Below are 15,735 nucleotides of genomic sequence, written 5' to 3' on the forward strand. Positions count from 1 at the left end.
GCCGTGAGGTCCAGACGAAAGTTCGTGACCGCGAATTGATTTGACGGGGGTCATCGCACGTCGGTCCACGAGCGACTCAACAGGACCGCGCAGTTGATGATGCCCACCAGGGAATAGGTCTGGGGGTAGTTGCCCCACAGTTCCTCGCTCTCACCGATGGAGATGTCCTCGCTCAGCAGCCCTGCATGGGTGCGGCGGTTCAGCATCTGTTCGAAGATCTCGCGCGCCTCGGCGTCGCGGCCGTTCTGGTGCAGGGCCTCGATGAACCAGAAGGTGCAGAAGTTGAACGCCGTCTCCGGCTCGCCGAAGTCATCCGGCTCGACGTAGCGGAACAGATAGGGCCCCTTCTTCAGATCGCGTTCGATGGCGTCGAAGGTCGCGATCTGGCGCGGATCGTCGGGCGTGAGGAAGCCCAGATCGACCAGCTGCAGCAGAGACGCGTCCAGCTCGCGCCCGCCGAAACTGGCTCCGAACCGGCCTTCGTCCGGCAGATAGGCCTCGGTTTCGATCCGGGCGCGGATCGTGGCGGCGCGCTTCGCCCAGAAGTCGCTGCGGGCGTCCAGGCCCAGCCGATCCGCCGCCTTGGCCAGGCGGTCGCAGGCGGCCCAGCACATCACCGACGAATAGGTGTGGACCCGGGCAATGGTGCGGAACTCCCACAGGCCGGCGTCGGTCTGGTCGTGCATGGCGAAGGCCCGGTCCCCGACCTTTTCGAGCGCGTGGAAGTCTTCGATCGTGCCCGACCGCAGCAGCCGCTGGTCATAGAATGCCTGGACCAGGGGCAGGACGATCTGGCCGTAGACATCGTGCTGCAAATGCTCGTGCGCCTGGTTGCCGACGCGCACGGGCTTCATGCCGCGATAGCCCTCCACCGAGGTCACGATCCGTTCGCCGATCCCGGGCTCCAGTCCGACGCCATAGACCGGCTGCACATGCCCCCCCGCTGCATCGTCCACCAGATTGCGGAGATAGACGAGATAGTTCTCGAGCATGTCGACCGCGCCCAGCCGGTTCAGGGCCCTGACGGTGTAATAGGCGTCGCGGATCCAGCAGTAGCGATAGTCCCAGTTGCGGCCGCTTTCGGGGAACTCCGGCACCGAGGTGGTCATGGCCGCCACGATGGCCCCGGTCTCCTCATAGGCGCACAGCTTCAGGGTGATGGCTGCCCGGATCACAGCTTCCTGGTAGTCCAGCGGGATGTAGAGGGTCCGGACCCAGTCCTTCCAGTAGGCGACGGTCCGGTCCAAGGTGGCGGACAGGCCCGGCCCGACCTCCTGGTCATAGCCCTCGTCGGGCCCGAGGAAGAAGGCGAGTGGCCGCTCCAGCCGGAACACCCGCTCTTCCAGCACGTGGGACACCGGGCAGTCCGTGGTCAGCCGCAGGGTGATGTCCGTGCACTGGTAGCGGATATGGTTGGATCCCGAGGTGCAATCGGCCTTGCGCCCGCCCCAGTCCGCCGACGGCCGCAGCCGCACACGGATGCGGGGGGCTCCGGCGAGGGGCCGCACGATCCGACCGAAGGCCAGCGGCCGGTAGGTCCGGGAGTGCTTCCGGTGACGGGGGGCGAAATCCAGAACCTCGACCGAGGCCCCGTCGGCGGCGGTCAGCACGGTGCGCAGCACCGGGGTATTGTGAACATAGGCCTGATCGATCTGCGTCACGCCCTCCAGCTCGATGGCCCAGAAGCCGTGCTCCGGATCGTCACCGTCCATCAGGGCCGAGAAGACCGGGTCGCCGTCGACGCGGGGGGCGCAGGCCCAGACATAACGACCGCGGCGATCAATCAGCGCCGAGATGGCGCAGTTGCCGATCGGGGCCAGGTCCAGGGAGGGCCGGGCCGGCGCGTTGGCCGGGCTCATTGGCTGCCTCCGGCCGCGGCGACCGCCTCCAGCCAGTCCAGCACCGCCGCCACATCGGCCAGCCCGTAGGCGGCGGCCGTCGACCTCGGCTCCCCCACCAGGACGCCGAACCCGCCCAGCGCCCGGGCCGCGTTAAAACCTGCCTCATCCGTCAGGTCGTCCCCCAGCATGACCGGCAGCGCGCCCAGAAAAGGCGGCTCGGTCATGAAGGCGGAGACGGCGGTGCCCTTGTCGGCTCCCGGCGTCTTGAGTTCCAGCACCATATGGCCGGCCTGAAGCGTCAGACCTTCCTCATCCGCCAGCCGCTGGCCGAGGATGTGGGCCTCGGGTCCCGCGTCGGGAGCCTGGCGATAGTGAAGCCCCGCGGAGATGGTCTTGTCCTCTACCACCACACCGGGTCGGTCCTTCGCGAAATCCCTGAAGGCGGCAAGGACCCGTGAGACACCCGGGGCGGCATCCGGCCGGGCAATCCGGCCGTCCCGCGTCCGCCGCTCGAGGCCATGAACGCCAGCGGCGGACAGCGAGGTGCCGTCCGCGATCCGGTCGATCTCGACCAGGGTGCGTCCGCTGACGATCGCCACGCGGCCGCCCAGCGCCCGGTCCAGCGCCTGCAGGACCGCGGTGCGCCGGGGATCGGCCACGACGGCATCGGGGCTCGGAGCCATGGGAGCCAGAACGCCGTCCAGATCGAGGAACAGGGCCAGCCGCCCCTCCGGCCGGACCGGGGGCGCAGGCAGGCTTTCGACGCGGATGGCGGTTTCTGTCGACATGAAATTCCGATGCTTGAAGAGGACCCCGGCATCACAACGCGCCCGTGCGGCAAAGGTTGAGCGCCAATCATCTGAACTTGCGTTACAGCCCCGGCGGCCCAGTGTCTGCCACGGCATTGTGAAATCCGCCGGGATGGGGCAAATCGCCATGGCGAACAGACGCCTGTGCCGCAGCCGGACCCTGTCTGCGAGCCCGGACCGGGCATCGCAACAGGAAGCCGGTCATGTCCCCAGAAATCCAGTCCTCTCCTGCCGAAGCCGTCGGCGTCATGACCGAGCGCGCCCGCGCGGTGATCCGGCTGAACATCGAGGCGCTCCAGTCGCTGGAACGCACGGTGGACGCCAGCCTGGCGCGCGCCTGCGACATTATCCTCTCGCGTCCGGGCTATGTGGTGGTCACCGGCATGGGCAAGTCCGGTCATATCGGCGGCAAGATCGCCGCCACCCTGGCCTCGACCGGCACCAATGCCTTCTTCGTCCATCCGGCCGAGATGAGCCATGGCGACCTGGGCATGCTGCGCCACGACACCACCCTGCTGGCGATCTCGAACTCCGGCGAGAGCCGGGAGCTGCGTGACCCGCTGCTGTTCTGCCAGAGGAACGACATTCCGGTCATCGGCATGACCCAGCGCGGGTCCTCGTTCCTCGCCCGGATGTCGGCCGTGCCGCTGGTGATGCCAAGTGTGGCGGAGGCCTGTCCCAACGGCCTCGCGCCTACCACCTCGACCCTCATGACGCTGGCGCTCGGCGACGCGCTCGCCATGGTGCTGATGGACCGCAGGGAGTTTTCGGCCGAAGCGTTCGGCATGCACCATCCCGGCGGCGCGCTGGGCATGAGCCTTCAGAGCGTGCGCGAATGGATGGGGGACAACCATGCCCCACCGGCGAGTGTCGTGCTGGGTGCCACATTCGCCGAAATCGTGACCGCCATCACCGAGGGCCGGAAAGGAGCGGTGGCGGTGCTCGACGGGGACGGTGCCCTGGCCGGCATGATCACCGACGGTGACATCCGCCGCGCCTTCGCCCAGGACGTCACCCATATCGTGGCGGCCGATATCATGAGCCGCACCCCCATCACGGTGACGCCGGACCAGCGGATGAGCGACGTCGTCGACCTGCTCTCCGCCAACAAGATCTCGAACCTTTTCGTCGTCGATGAGGGGCGGCCGGCCGCGATTGTCCACATCGCCGAACTGATGCAGGCGGGTTACGTCTCCTGATCCGCAGGCCGTGCGGTTGACCCTCGCCAGGCAAGGGTCTACCCCGCACGTCAGTTGTGCACCAACGGCACCGCTGCGGAAAAACCACGCCGAAGGCTTGATTTGGATACGTCGCCCGATGTGGTGGAGCGATCGCTCCGCACGGAAGATCCACTGGCATTTGTCGAGGCGGTGGGACAATCGCCGACCCTGCCGGGACGGCATGCGTCACCTCCGCGCGGCACAGTCTGCGTCGACGGCTACAATCTCGCACTCGCCAAGGGATCCGGCATCGCCACCTATGGGCGGAACGTGCTTTCGACCCTCGGCCGCCTCGGCTTTCAGGGCCAGGTCCTCTACGGTCCGAGAGCGGCACGATCGACCAGCAATGTCCTGAACGAGACCGCCCTGGTCGACCCCGAACGGCCCGGCCGGAAGCTCAGGAAGCTCGACCGTTTCCTGCGCACCCTGACCAGCCGCGCGGGGCGCACAGCCTGGCCGATCCTGCCCAGCGGCGAGGTCGAATGGCCCGCCCGTGGTGGCGGACGCCCGGAGGCGACCGGCTTCTGGGCCGCGCAGGACCTGTTCCAGATCGCGAACCGGTCATTTGAAGCCTACCGCAAAGAAACCCCGGTCCGGTTTGATGCCTCGGGCGGCCTCCGGGCCCCCGATGTCATGCACTGGACGGCCACGATCCCGCTCCACGCCCGCGGCGTCCCCAATATCTACACCATCCACGACCTGATCCCGCTGCGCCTGCCGCACACGACGCTCGATGACAAACCGGGCTACATGGCTTTGTGCCAGGCGATCGCGAAACGCGCCGACCACATCGCCGTCGTGTCCGAGACCACGCGACAGGATGTCATCCGCCTGCTCGGCGTTTCCGAGGATCGGGTCACCAACACCTATCAGGCCGTCCATCTGCCGACGGCCCTGACCTCGCGGTCCCAGGCCGACGTCACCACCGAGCTTGAGGGCGTCTTCAATCTCGGCTGGAAAGACTATTTCCTGCATTTCGGGGCGGTCGAGCCCAAGAAGAACCTCGGCCGGATCGTCGAGGCGTACCTGGCATCGGGCCTCACCACACCGCTGGTGATCGTCGGGGGGCGGGCCTGGCTGGACGAAGGCGAGACCGCCCTACTCAACCAGGTGATGCGCGACGGCGGCCCCAGCGCGGAGCGCATTCGCCGCTACGAATACATGCCGTTCTCGCTTCTCATCAGCCTGATCCGCGGCGCGAAGGCGACCCTTTTCCCGTCCCTGTACGAAGGCTTCGGTCTGCCGGTGCTGGAGTTGATGGCCTTGTCCACGGCCGTCCTGACATCGACCGGTGGCTCGCTGCCCGAAGTGGCCGGGGATGCCGCCATTTCAGTCGACCCCTATGATGTTCAGGCCATGACACGGGGGCTTCGGGCGCTCGATGCCGACGAAGGCCTGCGTGACGATCTGGTCCGCCGGGGGTTGGTCCAGGCCGCCAGGTTCTCCGTCGAGGCCTATGAGGACCGTCTCAAGACACTGTACGGCCGCGTCGGCCTGTCGTGACCCGATCTGTCCTGTTCGACGCCAGCCGGCTGCTGAGCCGGGCCGAGCGCACCGCACCAACCGGCGTGGACCGGGTCTGCCTCGCCTATGCCGAATGGCTTCTGTCGCTACCGGACATCAGGGTCACGCCCGTCCGGGGTCGCCAGGACCAGCTGGTCGCGGTGGACGATGTCTGGTTCCGCAAATGCGTCCAGACCCTCCGATCGCGCTGGACGGGAGACTTTTTCGAACGGTCGCTGACCGAGGACGAAATGCGGTTGATGACCGCGCTCAGCAGCGACACGAAGGCGACCGGGTCCGTAATCGGAACGCCGCCCGCCGACCCGGCGAAAACGTCCGGCCGCCGGGCCCGCATTTTCAAACAGATGTTCCGCTCGCAGTGGATCCGGAACCTCCCCCCCAGCAGCCTGTACTTCAACGTGGGGCACACAGGCCTTGCAGACCCGCGGGTCCTGATGGAGCTGAGGGACCGAGGCATCGCGCCCATCATCCTGTTGCACGACCTCATCCCGATTACCCACCCGGAATATTGCCGCCCCGGAGACGGGGAGAAGCATCGCGGGCGGGTGTTGAACACGCTTCGCTACGCTTCCCGCATTCTGGTGAACTCGCGCTACACCGCGCACGAGCTGGCCGTCTTCGCCGCGCGGGAGGGTCTGACCCCGCCCCCGATCGACGCCATCCATCTGGGACTGGAGCCAACCTTCCTCGCCCGGCCGGCCGCAGCCACACCCCGCCCCTATTTCGTGCATATCGGCACGATCGAGGCCCGCAAGAATCTGGCTTTCCTCCTCACCGTCTGGCGCCGGCTTCAGGAACGGATGGGCGACGCCGCGCCGCAACTGGTGCTGGTGGGTCGCTATGGCTGGGAAAATGAGGCGGTTCTCGATCACCTCGAACGCTCCCCGGCTCTTCAGGGGCTGGTGCATCAGGCGGCGGACCTTCCGGACTCGGCCCTCGCGACCCTGATGGCCAGCGCCCGCGCGCTGCTCGCCCCCTCCTCCGTCGAAGGCTTCGACCTGCCTGCCGTCGAAGCCTCGGCCCTCGGCGTACCGCTCATCGCCTCCGACATTCCCGCCCACCGGGAGCTCGTTCCGGACGCCCGACTGATTGATCCCCTCGACGGTCTGGGCTGGCTGGATGCCCTGGAGGCCGCGACGCGGCATCCGCCGAAGGCTCTGCCCTATACCGCCCCGACGTGGGACCGACATTTCGCCGAGGTCGCGCAACGGGTCGGCCTCGGCACCTGATTGGTCGAAGGTCCAACAGACGGTGGCGTCGCCGGCCAAAGGCCGGTAATCACGGCGCTGTATTTTCGAGTCCGGATATCATGACGCGATCTCTTCTCGCCCTGCTGATCGTCGCCATTCTCGGCGGATGCTCGACCCTGCCCCGGGACGGGCCATCGGGACGGGCCATCGATCGCGGCGCGGCCGCAGACCAGAACGGTTCGGACTACGCCATCGTCGATCTCGACTACGCGACCGTGGAGCGGATCAAATCTGTGCCCGGGGTCCGGCCGGGTTCGTTTGCGGCCGCTTCAAGCGAGTCCCCCGTGGATGTGATCGGGCCCGGAGATCGGCTGCTCGTGGCCATCTTCGAGCCGAGCGGAACCCTCTTCGGGCAGCGCGATCGCGACGATGGCGTTCGTGCGGGCAACAGCACCCTGCCTCTGCTTGTCGTTGACCGGAACGGCGCGGTGTCGGTGCCGTTTGCGGGGTCGGTGCGAGTGAGCGGTCTGACCACTACCGAGGCCGCGGCCGCAATCCGCCGTGCCCTCCAGGGTCGGGTGGGCAACCCGCAGGTGACCGTCGGGGTCGAGGAGAACCTGTCCAACACGGTGACTGTGCTTGGCGAGGTTCGTCAGCCCGGTCGTGCGCCCCTGACGGTGAACGGCGATACAATCCTTGATGCCATCGCCGCCGCTGGCGGCTCTCCCCGGGCCGTGGAGGACGTTCAGGTTCAGATCCGCCGGGGAAGCGAGACCTACGTCGCTCCCCTGTCTGCGGTGACGACAGACTTTGCCGAAAACGTGCGTTTGCAGCGGGGCGACCAGATCAATCTGGTCTATGTCCCGCGCCGGTTCAGAACGTTCGGGGCTCTCGGAGCCGTCGCAGAGCAGGATATGCCCGCCGGCGTCATGACCCTCGCGAGCGCGCTGGGCCGCTCTGGTGGTCTGAACGACAGCTTTGCGAACGCGCGCTCGGTTCTGGTCTTCCGCTTCGAACGTCCCGAGGTCGCCGCCGCACTGGGCATCACCCAGGCCGAGACGGTCCGGGGTGTGCCGGTGGTCTATCGCCTAAATCTTGAGGAAGCGTCCGGCTTCTTCACGGCCAATAGCTTCATCGTCCAGCCTGACGACACCATCTATGTGCCGCGCGCGCTGTCGGCTGAAGTGCGGAAGTTCTTCGAGTTCGTCCAGCAGGTGTCGCGCGTCGTCTACGACATCTCGGTCACGAACACGCTGAACAACTAGGGCAAGGCCATGTGGGGACGGCGGTCCGGACGGCGTCAATCAGACAGCCCGTCTGCGGTCGCCACCGTCGCGGATGTCTGGGAACGGGCGGGCCAGGCCGCGACGGCCACGCCGCCCGTTATGACCGAGGTCGAGGCGCTGGCGCTCACGATCTACGGCCTGCACGGCCTGCCGACCGTTCCGGGACACTATCGCCGCGGTCCGGGCAACGATGCGTGGGCCTATCTCGGTGAGCATGTCGGTGCCGACATCCGCTGGGCCATGGTCCTCGAGAGGCCGCCCGAAGCGGGCTGGCGCTATGCGACGCTGGAAGACATCGGCCGCTTCCCGGGGGCACCGGCCGACCTGCGCGCCGCCTCGCATCTTCTGGGAACCTGCCGGCGTCTCAAGGCGCGGCTGACCGGGCGCGAGCCTGGCCATCCTGCTGACGATCTTGAAACGGCGATCCGCCTTGGAGCCGACTGGCACGCCCTGACCGAAGCCCTCGCCCAGCGGGGCAAATCAAGGCTGAAATTGACCCCGCCTTCGGACGCGGAGACCCGAGATTCCTCTGCGCCCGAGGCTCTGGCACCGCCGCAGGCAAAAGCGGTGGCAGTTCCGAAGCCTAAACGGGTCCGCCGTCCAAAGGCGACCTGATCTCAGGCCGCCGCCCGGCGATCTCCCATGGCCTCGCTCAGCAACTCGAGCGATCGCACGCGAGCGGCATGGTCCCAGATCTGGCTGGTGATCATCAGTTCATCTGCGCCGGTGGCGGCGACGAAGGCATCCACCGCCGCGCGAACCGTTGGGGGTGATCCCACGGCCGAACAGGCCAGCGCCTGGTCGATCATCGCGCGCTCCCCCTGTCCCAGACCCGCAGCGAAGCCGTCGCGGGGCGGCGGCAGTTTGCCGGGCCGGCCTGAGCGCAGATTGACGAAGGCCTGCTGCACCGAGCTGAACAGCCGTTTGGCCTCGGCGTCCGTCTCCGCGGCGAAGACATTGAACCCCAGCATCACATACGGCCGGTCCAGACGCGGCGACGGCCGGAAGGTCTGGCGGTAGATCCGGATCGCCGCCTGCATCTCACCGGGGGCGAAATGGCTGGCGAAGGCATAGGGCAGGCCCAGATGGGCGGCCAGCTGGGCACCGAAGGTCGAGGAGCCGAGTATCCAGACCGGCACCGCCTGCCCCTCCCCGGGATTGGCGCGGATGCGCTGGTCTTCCGTCGCCGGCTCGAACCACTGCAGCAGCTCCATCACATCCTGCGGGAAGCTGTCGACATCCCCCTGCAGGGTGCGGCGCAGGGCCCGGGCGGTCGCCATGTCGGAGCCCGGGGCACGCCCCAGACCCAGATCGATCCGGCCCGGATGCAGGGCGTTCAGCGTGCCGAACTGTTCGGCGATCACCAGCGGCGCGTGGTTGGGCAGCATGATGCCGCCGGCCCCGACCCGGATGGTCGAGGTCGCCGCCGCCACCGCCCCGATCACGACCGAAGTCGCGGCCGAGGCGATGCCCGCCATGTTGTGATGCTCGGCCAGCCAGTAGCGGTTGTAACCCAGACGCTCGGCGTGGCGGGCGAGGTCTATCGTATTGGCCAAGGCCCGGGACACGTCCGAGCCCTCGGGCACCGGCGCGAGATCAAGAATCGAAAGCGTTGTCATCCTCGCCATATGGGGTCGAACCCCGACGGGACAATCAGGCGGCGTTGGCGGCCTTGCCCTTGGCCTTGGCGGCGGCGGCCATGGCCTCGTCGTGGGCGCGCATGCCCTGGACGATCAGGTCGGCGGCCTCGCCGGCATCGCCCCAGCGCTTGACCCGGACCGACTTGTTCTTCTCCAGATCCTTGTAGCGGGTGAAGAAGTGCTCGATCTGCTCGACCATGATGGTCGGCAGCTGCCGGTAGCTGGCGATGTCGGTGTAATAGGGATGCAGGGCGTCGACCGGCACGGCCAGGATCTTGTCGTCCCCGCCCGCCTCGTCCTCCATCATCAGCACGCCGATCGGGCGCGAACGGATGACGCAGCCCGGCACCACCGGGGTCGGGTTCAGGACGATCACGTCACACGGATCGCCATCATCGGCGAGGGTGTGGGGCACGAAGCCGTAGTTGCCGGGGTAGTACATCGCCGTATGCAGGAAGCGGTCGACGAACAGGGCCCCCGAGGCCTTGTCCATCTCATACTTGACCGGGAGCCCGCCCTGCGGGATCTCGATGACGACGTTCAGGTCCCAGGGCGGGTTGGGACCAACGGGGATGGCGTCGAGGTTCATGGTCGGCTCGATTTGTGCGACTGCGAAAGCGTGGCGGGCGTGATAAGCCTCCCGGGGGCGACGGGCAAGCACGACTGACGCGGACACCCTCTCGGGATGAAGGGATTTTCACAACGATGACCGCTTTCGACTGGCTGGGGCTGGGTCTCTTCCTGCTGTGCTGGCTGGGCTATGATCCCCTGCTGAAGCTGATCGCGCGGCGCAGTGGCTCACTGAATATGGACATGCTGACGGTCCGCCACGCCTGGATGACCGCCATGACCCATCGCGAGCTCCGGCTGCTGGACAGCCAGCTTCTGGGCCATTCGATCAATTCCGGCTCCTTCTTCGCCTCGTCCAACCTGCTGCTGATCGCCGCCGTGGGCGGCATCCTGTTCGGCGGCGACCAGGCGCTGCAGGGATTCGCCGCCGTCGGGGCCGAAGATGTCCCGGTCAGGCTGCTGGAAGCCAAGCTGGGGCTGGTGCTGCTGTGCCTGGCGCGTGGGCTGCTCGATTTCATCTGGTCGATTCGCCAGATGAACTATGCCCTCGCCCTGATCGGCGCGGCCCCTGAAATCCATCAGGACGGGGACAAGGTGGCGTTCGGGGAGGCGACCGCCCGGGTGCTGAACCCCGCGCTTTCGGCTTTCAGCCAGGGGGTCCGGGGGTATTACTTCGCCCTCGCCGCCGCCGCCTGGCTGTTCGGCCCGCTCTGGCTCTGCGCCGGCGTGCTGTCGGCTTTCAGCCTGCTGGTCTGGCGTCAGTCTGCCTCGCCTGCGGCCCGGGCGATCCGGACCGCCCGCCGCCTTCTGGAGGTGAATCATGAGCGCGAAGTCTAAATTCTTCGCACTGCAACATAATACAGCAACGCTGGCCGCGCATGAAACGTGTCATGAAAGCGGTTACATCAAGGCGGAGGCGGCCGGGTAGCGGTAACATCCCGTGATCGAGGATCGCAAAAACCGTCTTGACGCATTGTGCACCGCAACCTACTTTGACCTTCGACGCCTCCGGGCGTCTTGCCCTTCCTGGGCGTTTCCTCCCTATAGACTTTTATGCCGCGCCTTCGGGCGCGGCTTTTTTTCGCCCGCTGCAGCTCAGCGGGGCCAGGCTTCCGCCGCAAGACGGGCGATGACCCGTTCCAGCGCTTTCAGGAACCGCCCGTACTCCGCCGAGGCTTCCAGCGTCTGCTCGTCCAGATACAGGGCCCGGTTCAGTTCGACCTGAATCGCCTGAAACCCTGAGTCGGGCTGCCCCCAGATCTGGGTGGAATAGCCTCCGGCGTAGGGGGTGTTCAGCCCCACGCGCCACCCCTCGGCCTCAAAAAGGCTCCGTACCCGACGAGTCACGGCCCCCCGGCACGCCGCGCCATGCCGGTCTCCCAGAATCACATCGACCCCGCGGCCGGACCGGCCTGTCGGCACGGCGCGCGACGGCATCGAATGCCAGTCGACCAGCAGGGCGGTGCCGTGCCGATCCCGCGTCTGATGCATCAGGGCCGACAGGGCCGCGTGATAGGGCGCATGTCCAAGCGCCAGCCGCGCCCGCGCCTCGTCGAGGGACAGACGCCGGTCGTAAAGCTCCGCGCCGTCGCCGGCCCTGCGCGGGATCACCCCGAACCCGGCCCCCACCTTGGCGGTCGCGCTGGCCTCCGCAGCCGGACAGGCCTCGATCAACAGTGGATCCAGTTCGTCCGGTGCCCGGTTCAGATCGACATAGGCGCGCGACAGCAGGCCGGCGATCAGCGGGGCACCGTGCGCAGGCCCCGACGCCACCAGCCGGTCGACCGCGACGTCTTCGGCGCTGCGCAGGCTGGCAGGGGCGAGGGTCGCGACCGGCCTCATATCCTTCGGGCACCCGGCCCCGGAATGGGGCGAAGCAAACACGGTCTGCCCCGCCTCGCCCCGTGCCGGTGCCAGGGCGAAGGATGCCGGGGCGTCTTCGGAGACGCGGACTTCAGCGACAGACGGCGGTATCATTCCCCCGCCATAGCGTGTTTTCCACCGCCATCCACTGCCGGGTCCACCTCCGGAGCAGGGAATTTCATGGCCGGTTTACAGTTCCCGGACTAGCGTGTCGCCTCGAACCGGGGAGACGATCACGAATGGCGCGCATTCTGCTGGCCGAGGACGACAGTTCGCTCAGGGGCTTCCTGATGCGGGCGCTGGAGCGTGCCGGCCATGAGGTCGTGGACTGTGAGAACGGCGACGATGCCATCGATGCGCTTCAGAACGGGCCCTACGACCTGCTGCTGACCGACATTGTCATGCCGGGAGCCGACGGCATCGAGGTGGCCCGCGTCGCCGCCGCACGCCAGCCCGGCCTGCGCATCATGTTCATCACCGGATTCGCCGCCGTCGCCCTGTCGGCCGCCCAGGCCAGCCCACAGGCCAAGGTCCTGTCAAAGCCCGTCCACCTGCGCGACCTCGTCAGCGAGGTCGAACGGATGTGCGCGGCCGCCTGAGGCAGGAAGCGATCATTTCCCCGGATTTGGCCCTTGCGGCCGTCCGCGCCCCCGGGTTATAGACCCGTCCTTCCCGTTCCGGACCTGTCCGGAACCGTCTTGGCGGATGCGTAGCTCAGCGGGAGAGCACTTCGTTGACATCGAAGGGGTCACAGGTTCAATCCCTGTCGCGTCCACCATTCTCTCCCAGCACATTGTAAGCGTTGAAGAAACCGCTCCCCAACGGTCCGAAACGCTCGTTTGCTACACCAGCTTGCTACACCAGCAGCATCTGGAAAAGCCGGAAACCAGTTACGGATCAACGGCTTCAGATAACCCGGACTGCTACACCGACCTGCTACACCGACCGTCCAATCGGCCTTGTTCACCGTCCTCACGGTCACGCCATCGTCGGCGCCCAAATCCTCCCGGCCTGATCGTCAGGGGAAGGGTCTTCCATGTTCGGGTGAAGGTGCCCCGGCAGTTTCAGGAGACGGTCGGACGAACGCAGGTGTGGCGGTCCCTCGGAACAGGCAATCGGTCCGAAGCTATCCGAAAGTCAAAGCTCGTCATCGCTGATCTGGAAAGAGCCTTCTTGGTGGCGACCGGAGCACCGGTCCCCGAAACAACGGCCGCCGAGATTACCATGGCCAAGGCGGCCAGCGTTGATACGGTGCCGGTTCTTGTCATGACGTTCGCGGACTTGTTCCGCCACTTCCAAGCGGACCCAGCGAAGGTTCGGGCATCGAAAACCCGGATGATCTACGACGGCCTTCTCTGGATCACGTCAGGGGTTTGGGGAGAGAACCGTCCGCTGAGGTCCATCGACCGTCTGGCGTGCCGGGAGCTACTGGAGGTGCTCCGATGGTTGCCCTCGAATCCCGGCAAACGGTTTCCGAGCTTGAACGCGGTCCAAGCGGCGAAGATGGCCAAGAAGCACGGTTTGACATCGACCCTCTCGCCCGGCTCGATCAACGGCTACATGGCGAAGCTTCGCGCGCTCATGACATTTGCCGTCAACGAGGGCTGGATCGACCGAAATCCGGCCACCGGCTTGAGCGTCGTTGATCCAGTGCGGGACAAAGACAAACGGCTTCCGTTTTCACCGGAGCAGCTTCGGTTGATCTTTAATGCGCCGATCTACAGGGGCTGCGCCGACGACGGGTGGCGGTTTGCCACGCCGGGGCCTAATCGCCCCCGGCGTGCGCGGTTCTGGATTCCGCTCATCGCCCTCTACAGCGGCATGCGCCTGAACGAAATTTGCCAGTTGGACGTCGCCGATATTCGTAGCGTCCAAGGCCATGACTGCTTCTGGATCACAGGCGGCGCGACGCAGAACTCTGGCGACAAACGACTGAAGACGGCTTCAAGCGAACGCCTCATACCCATCCATCCGACGCTCATTGCCATGGGGTTCATGGGGTTCGTCTCTGAACGTTCTGGCAGCAAGAAGTTGTTTAATGAACTGCCGCGATCAAAGGCGGGATACTACTCCGATAGCTATTCTAAGTGGTTTGCCCGCTTCCTCGCGAAGGCCGGAGCCACGCGTCCAAGGACGTGCTTTCACTCGTTCCGCCATTGCTACCGCGACGCCCTACGAAACGCGGGTGTAGCCCACGAAGTAGCTATGGCTCTCGGAGGGTGGGCGGCGGCGAGTCGCGAGTCGGAGAACGTTTCAGCCGCCTATGGAAGGGGTCATGGCGTCTCCAGATTGGCCGAAGCCATCGCGCGCTTGGAATATGAATGCGTGGATTTGAGGTATCTACTGCCAGACCTTTCGACGTGATCGAATGTCCTTCGTTCGGGCGAATTCCACTTTGGGGTCGGCCGCTTCCAATCGCATCGACGTCGGGCCGTTTTCGTGGTTCGAAAGCGAATGCCCGATTGGGAGCATGCCTTAAGGGGGCACAGTGTCAGCACCAAACGCCAAGCGGCAGCGAGAAGCTCGGAAGACGCTGGACAAGCTTTTTGCTGACCCGGTCGGGGTGTGGGTCATCCACTATTCCTGTGAGAGCTTCTACGACAGGCCCAACGGGTTTTCCCCGCGCATAACGTCAATCGCGACGCGCAAGCTTCATTCGGGCCAAACCGTTTCGTTCTCGATCCATCAGGTCGCCGAACGGCGCCGCGTGCCACCCGGTCAGATCGCCGAAGAATACGACGTTCTCGAACGTCAGATGTTGGATGAGTTTTTCCAACATATTTCCGGCTACCGAACCATCACTTTCCTCCACTGGAACATGCGCGACATCAACTATGGCTTCGCGGCCATCGAGCATCGCTACAGGGTGCTGGGTGGTGACCCCTACGTTGTCGATGACGGCTACAAAGTTGATCTGGCGCGGCTTTTTATCGACCTCTATGGGGTTGGATACACCGGCCATCCAAGGCTCGAAACGCTCCTCCAACAGAACAGCATCGAAGCGTTGGATATGCTGAATGGCGCGGGCGAAGCCGAAGCTTTCGATGCGGGTCGATACGTCGATCTTCACAGGTCCACGCTGCGTAAAGTCGATGTTATCGCCAACCTTGCGGCACGGGCACACGACCGCGCACTCAAGACCAGCACGAGTTGGTGGCAGATGCGAGGTGGAAGTGTCGTCGCGTTCATCCGCTGGATCACAACCAATCACCTGATCTTGTTTCTCATCGCCATCGTCGGCCTGATCCTCACGGCGGCTGGTCTGGCGATTACGCTCTAAAGATTGCCTGTTCCGAGGGACCGCCACACCTGCGTTCGTCCGACCGTCTCCTGAAACTGCCGGGGCACCTTCACCCGAACATGGAAGACCCTTCCCCTGACGATCAGGCCGGGAGGATTTGGGCGCCGACGATGGCGTGACCGTGAGGACGGTGAACAAGGCCGATTGGACGGTCGGTGTAGCAGGTCGGTGTAGCAGTCCGGGTTATCTGAAGCCGTTGATCCGTAACTGGTTTCCGGCTTTTCCAGATGCTGCTGGTGTAGCAAGCTGGTGTAGCAAACGAGCGTTTCGGACCGTTGGGGAGCGGTTTCTTCAACGCTTACAATGTGCTGGGAGAGAATGGTGGACGCGACAGGGACGGACGCGCTGCCGTCTTCGGCGTGCTGGTAGGCCGCGCTATCGGCTGGTGAAGTGTTGCCGTCATCGGCCATGGGGCTGCTCCGCGACTCGGGTGGTCAGGCCGGGAGCAGAGTCCTCGGAGCGTCCGGGGTCAACGTCTCGAACGGTTCTCT

At 65.8% G+C, this 15,735-nt stretch carries 15 protein-coding genes, 1 tRNA gene and 1 pseudogene; 11 read left to right on the top strand and 6 right to left on the bottom strand.

Going from position 1 to position 15,735, the window contains the following annotated elements:
• Nucleotides 1-50: 50 nt before the first annotated feature.
• Complete coding sequence (locus SJY26_RS01100; RefSeq protein WP_396594331.1) at nucleotides 51-1,859, bottom strand: glycoside hydrolase family 15 protein; 1,809 nt, start codon at nucleotides 1,857-1,859, stop codon at nucleotides 51-53.
• Nucleotides 1,856-2,629 carry a trehalose-phosphatase gene (otsB, locus tag SJY26_RS01105; protein WP_396594332.1) on the bottom strand — a complete coding sequence of 258 codons (774 nt, stop codon included), beginning with the start codon at nucleotides 2,627-2,629 and terminating at the stop codon, nucleotides 1,856-1,858. Before otsB ends, SJY26_RS01100 begins: the two co-directional genes overlap by 4 nt.
• A gap of 224 nt (nucleotides 2,630-2,853) precedes the next feature.
• Here otsB and SJY26_RS01110 point away from each other — a divergent pair, with 224 nt between their 5' ends.
• From SJY26_RS01110 to SJY26_RS01130, 5 genes are all read left to right on the top strand, one after another.
• Entirely contained in the window at nucleotides 2,854-3,849 is a 996-nt protein-coding gene (locus SJY26_RS01110; RefSeq protein WP_396594333.1) for an SIS domain-containing protein, read from the top strand.
• 102 nt (nucleotides 3,850-3,951) lie between these two features.
• Nucleotides 3,952-5,373, top strand: coding sequence for a glycosyltransferase family 4 protein (locus tag SJY26_RS01115; RefSeq protein WP_396594334.1), 1,422 nt, complete (start codon nucleotides 3,952-3,954; stop codon nucleotides 5,371-5,373).
• Nucleotides 5,370-6,623: a glycosyltransferase family 4 protein gene (locus tag SJY26_RS01120; RefSeq protein ID WP_396594335.1), complete on the top strand. Its 1,254-nt coding sequence runs from the start codon at nucleotides 5,370-5,372 to the stop codon at nucleotides 6,621-6,623. Before SJY26_RS01115 ends, SJY26_RS01120 begins: the two co-directional genes overlap by 4 nt.
• A gap of 80 nt (nucleotides 6,624-6,703) precedes the next feature.
• Nucleotides 6,704-7,849: a polysaccharide biosynthesis/export family protein gene (locus SJY26_RS01125; protein ID WP_396594336.1), complete on the top strand. Its 1,146-nt coding sequence runs from the start codon at nucleotides 6,704-6,706 to the stop codon at nucleotides 7,847-7,849.
• A 9-nt stretch (nucleotides 7,850-7,858) separates the two neighbouring features.
• Complete coding sequence (locus tag SJY26_RS01130; protein ID WP_396594337.1) at nucleotides 7,859-8,485, top strand: hypothetical protein; 627 nt, start codon at nucleotides 7,859-7,861, stop codon at nucleotides 8,483-8,485.
• 2 nt (nucleotides 8,486-8,487) lie between these two features.
• Here SJY26_RS01130 and SJY26_RS01135 read toward each other — a convergent pair whose 3' ends face one another.
• Together SJY26_RS01135 and ppa are read right to left on the bottom strand one after the other, a co-directional pair.
• Nucleotides 8,488-9,489: an LLM class flavin-dependent oxidoreductase gene (locus SJY26_RS01135; RefSeq protein WP_396594338.1), complete on the bottom strand. Its 1,002-nt coding sequence runs from the start codon at nucleotides 9,487-9,489 to the stop codon at nucleotides 8,488-8,490.
• A gap of 34 nt (nucleotides 9,490-9,523) precedes the next feature.
• Nucleotides 9,524-10,099, bottom strand: a complete 576-nt coding sequence (ppa, locus tag SJY26_RS01140; RefSeq protein WP_396594339.1) for an inorganic diphosphatase — start codon at nucleotides 10,097-10,099, stop codon at nucleotides 9,524-9,526.
• A 116-nt stretch (nucleotides 10,100-10,215) separates the two neighbouring features.
• Here ppa and SJY26_RS01145 point away from each other — a divergent pair, with 116 nt between their 5' ends.
• Nucleotides 10,216-10,917: a DUF599 domain-containing protein gene (locus SJY26_RS01145; protein ID WP_396594340.1), complete on the top strand. Its 702-nt coding sequence runs from the start codon at nucleotides 10,216-10,218 to the stop codon at nucleotides 10,915-10,917.
• A gap of 258 nt (nucleotides 10,918-11,175) precedes the next feature.
• Here SJY26_RS01145 and SJY26_RS01150 read toward each other — a convergent pair whose 3' ends face one another.
• Nucleotides 11,176-12,057, bottom strand: coding sequence for an N-formylglutamate amidohydrolase (locus tag SJY26_RS01150; protein WP_396594341.1), 882 nt, complete (start codon nucleotides 12,055-12,057; stop codon nucleotides 11,176-11,178).
• A 125-nt stretch (nucleotides 12,058-12,182) separates the two neighbouring features.
• Here SJY26_RS01150 and cpdR point away from each other — a divergent pair, with 125 nt between their 5' ends.
• From cpdR to SJY26_RS01175, 5 genes and pseudogenes are all read left to right on the top strand, one after another.
• A complete protein-coding gene (gene cpdR / locus SJY26_RS01155) occupies nucleotides 12,183-12,542 on the top strand; it encodes a cell cycle two-component system response regulator CpdR (RefSeq protein WP_305640837.1) in 360 nt (119 codons plus the stop codon).
• Between the two features lie 104 nt (nucleotides 12,543-12,646).
• Nucleotides 12,647-12,721: transfer RNA gene (locus tag SJY26_RS01160), tRNA-Val, on the top strand.
• A gap of 74 nt (nucleotides 12,722-12,795) precedes the next feature.
• Nucleotides 12,796-13,104: pseudogene (locus SJY26_RS01165) on the top strand (DUF6538 domain-containing protein); the annotation flags it as partial.
• A 63-nt stretch (nucleotides 13,105-13,167) separates the two neighbouring features.
• Complete coding sequence (locus tag SJY26_RS01170; protein ID WP_396595686.1) at nucleotides 13,168-14,307, top strand: tyrosine-type recombinase/integrase; 1,140 nt, start codon at nucleotides 13,168-13,170, stop codon at nucleotides 14,305-14,307.
• Nucleotides 14,308-14,431: 124 nt separating this feature from the next.
• Entirely contained in the window at nucleotides 14,432-15,223 is a 792-nt protein-coding gene (locus SJY26_RS01175) for a hypothetical protein (protein WP_396594342.1), read from the top strand.
• On the opposite strand, the gene SJY26_RS01180 is transcribed toward SJY26_RS01175, so the two are convergent.
• Nucleotides 15,220-15,654: a DUF6538 domain-containing protein gene (locus tag SJY26_RS01180; protein WP_396594343.1), complete on the bottom strand. Its 435-nt coding sequence runs from the start codon at nucleotides 15,652-15,654 to the stop codon at nucleotides 15,220-15,222. The two genes, SJY26_RS01175 and SJY26_RS01180, sit on opposite strands and share 4 nt — an antisense overlap.
• Nucleotides 15,655-15,735: the final 81 nt, after the last annotated feature.

It is taken from the genome of Brevundimonas sp. R86498 (genome assembly GCF_044598075.1).
Classification (GTDB): Bacteria; Pseudomonadota; Alphaproteobacteria; order Caulobacterales; family Caulobacteraceae; genus Brevundimonas.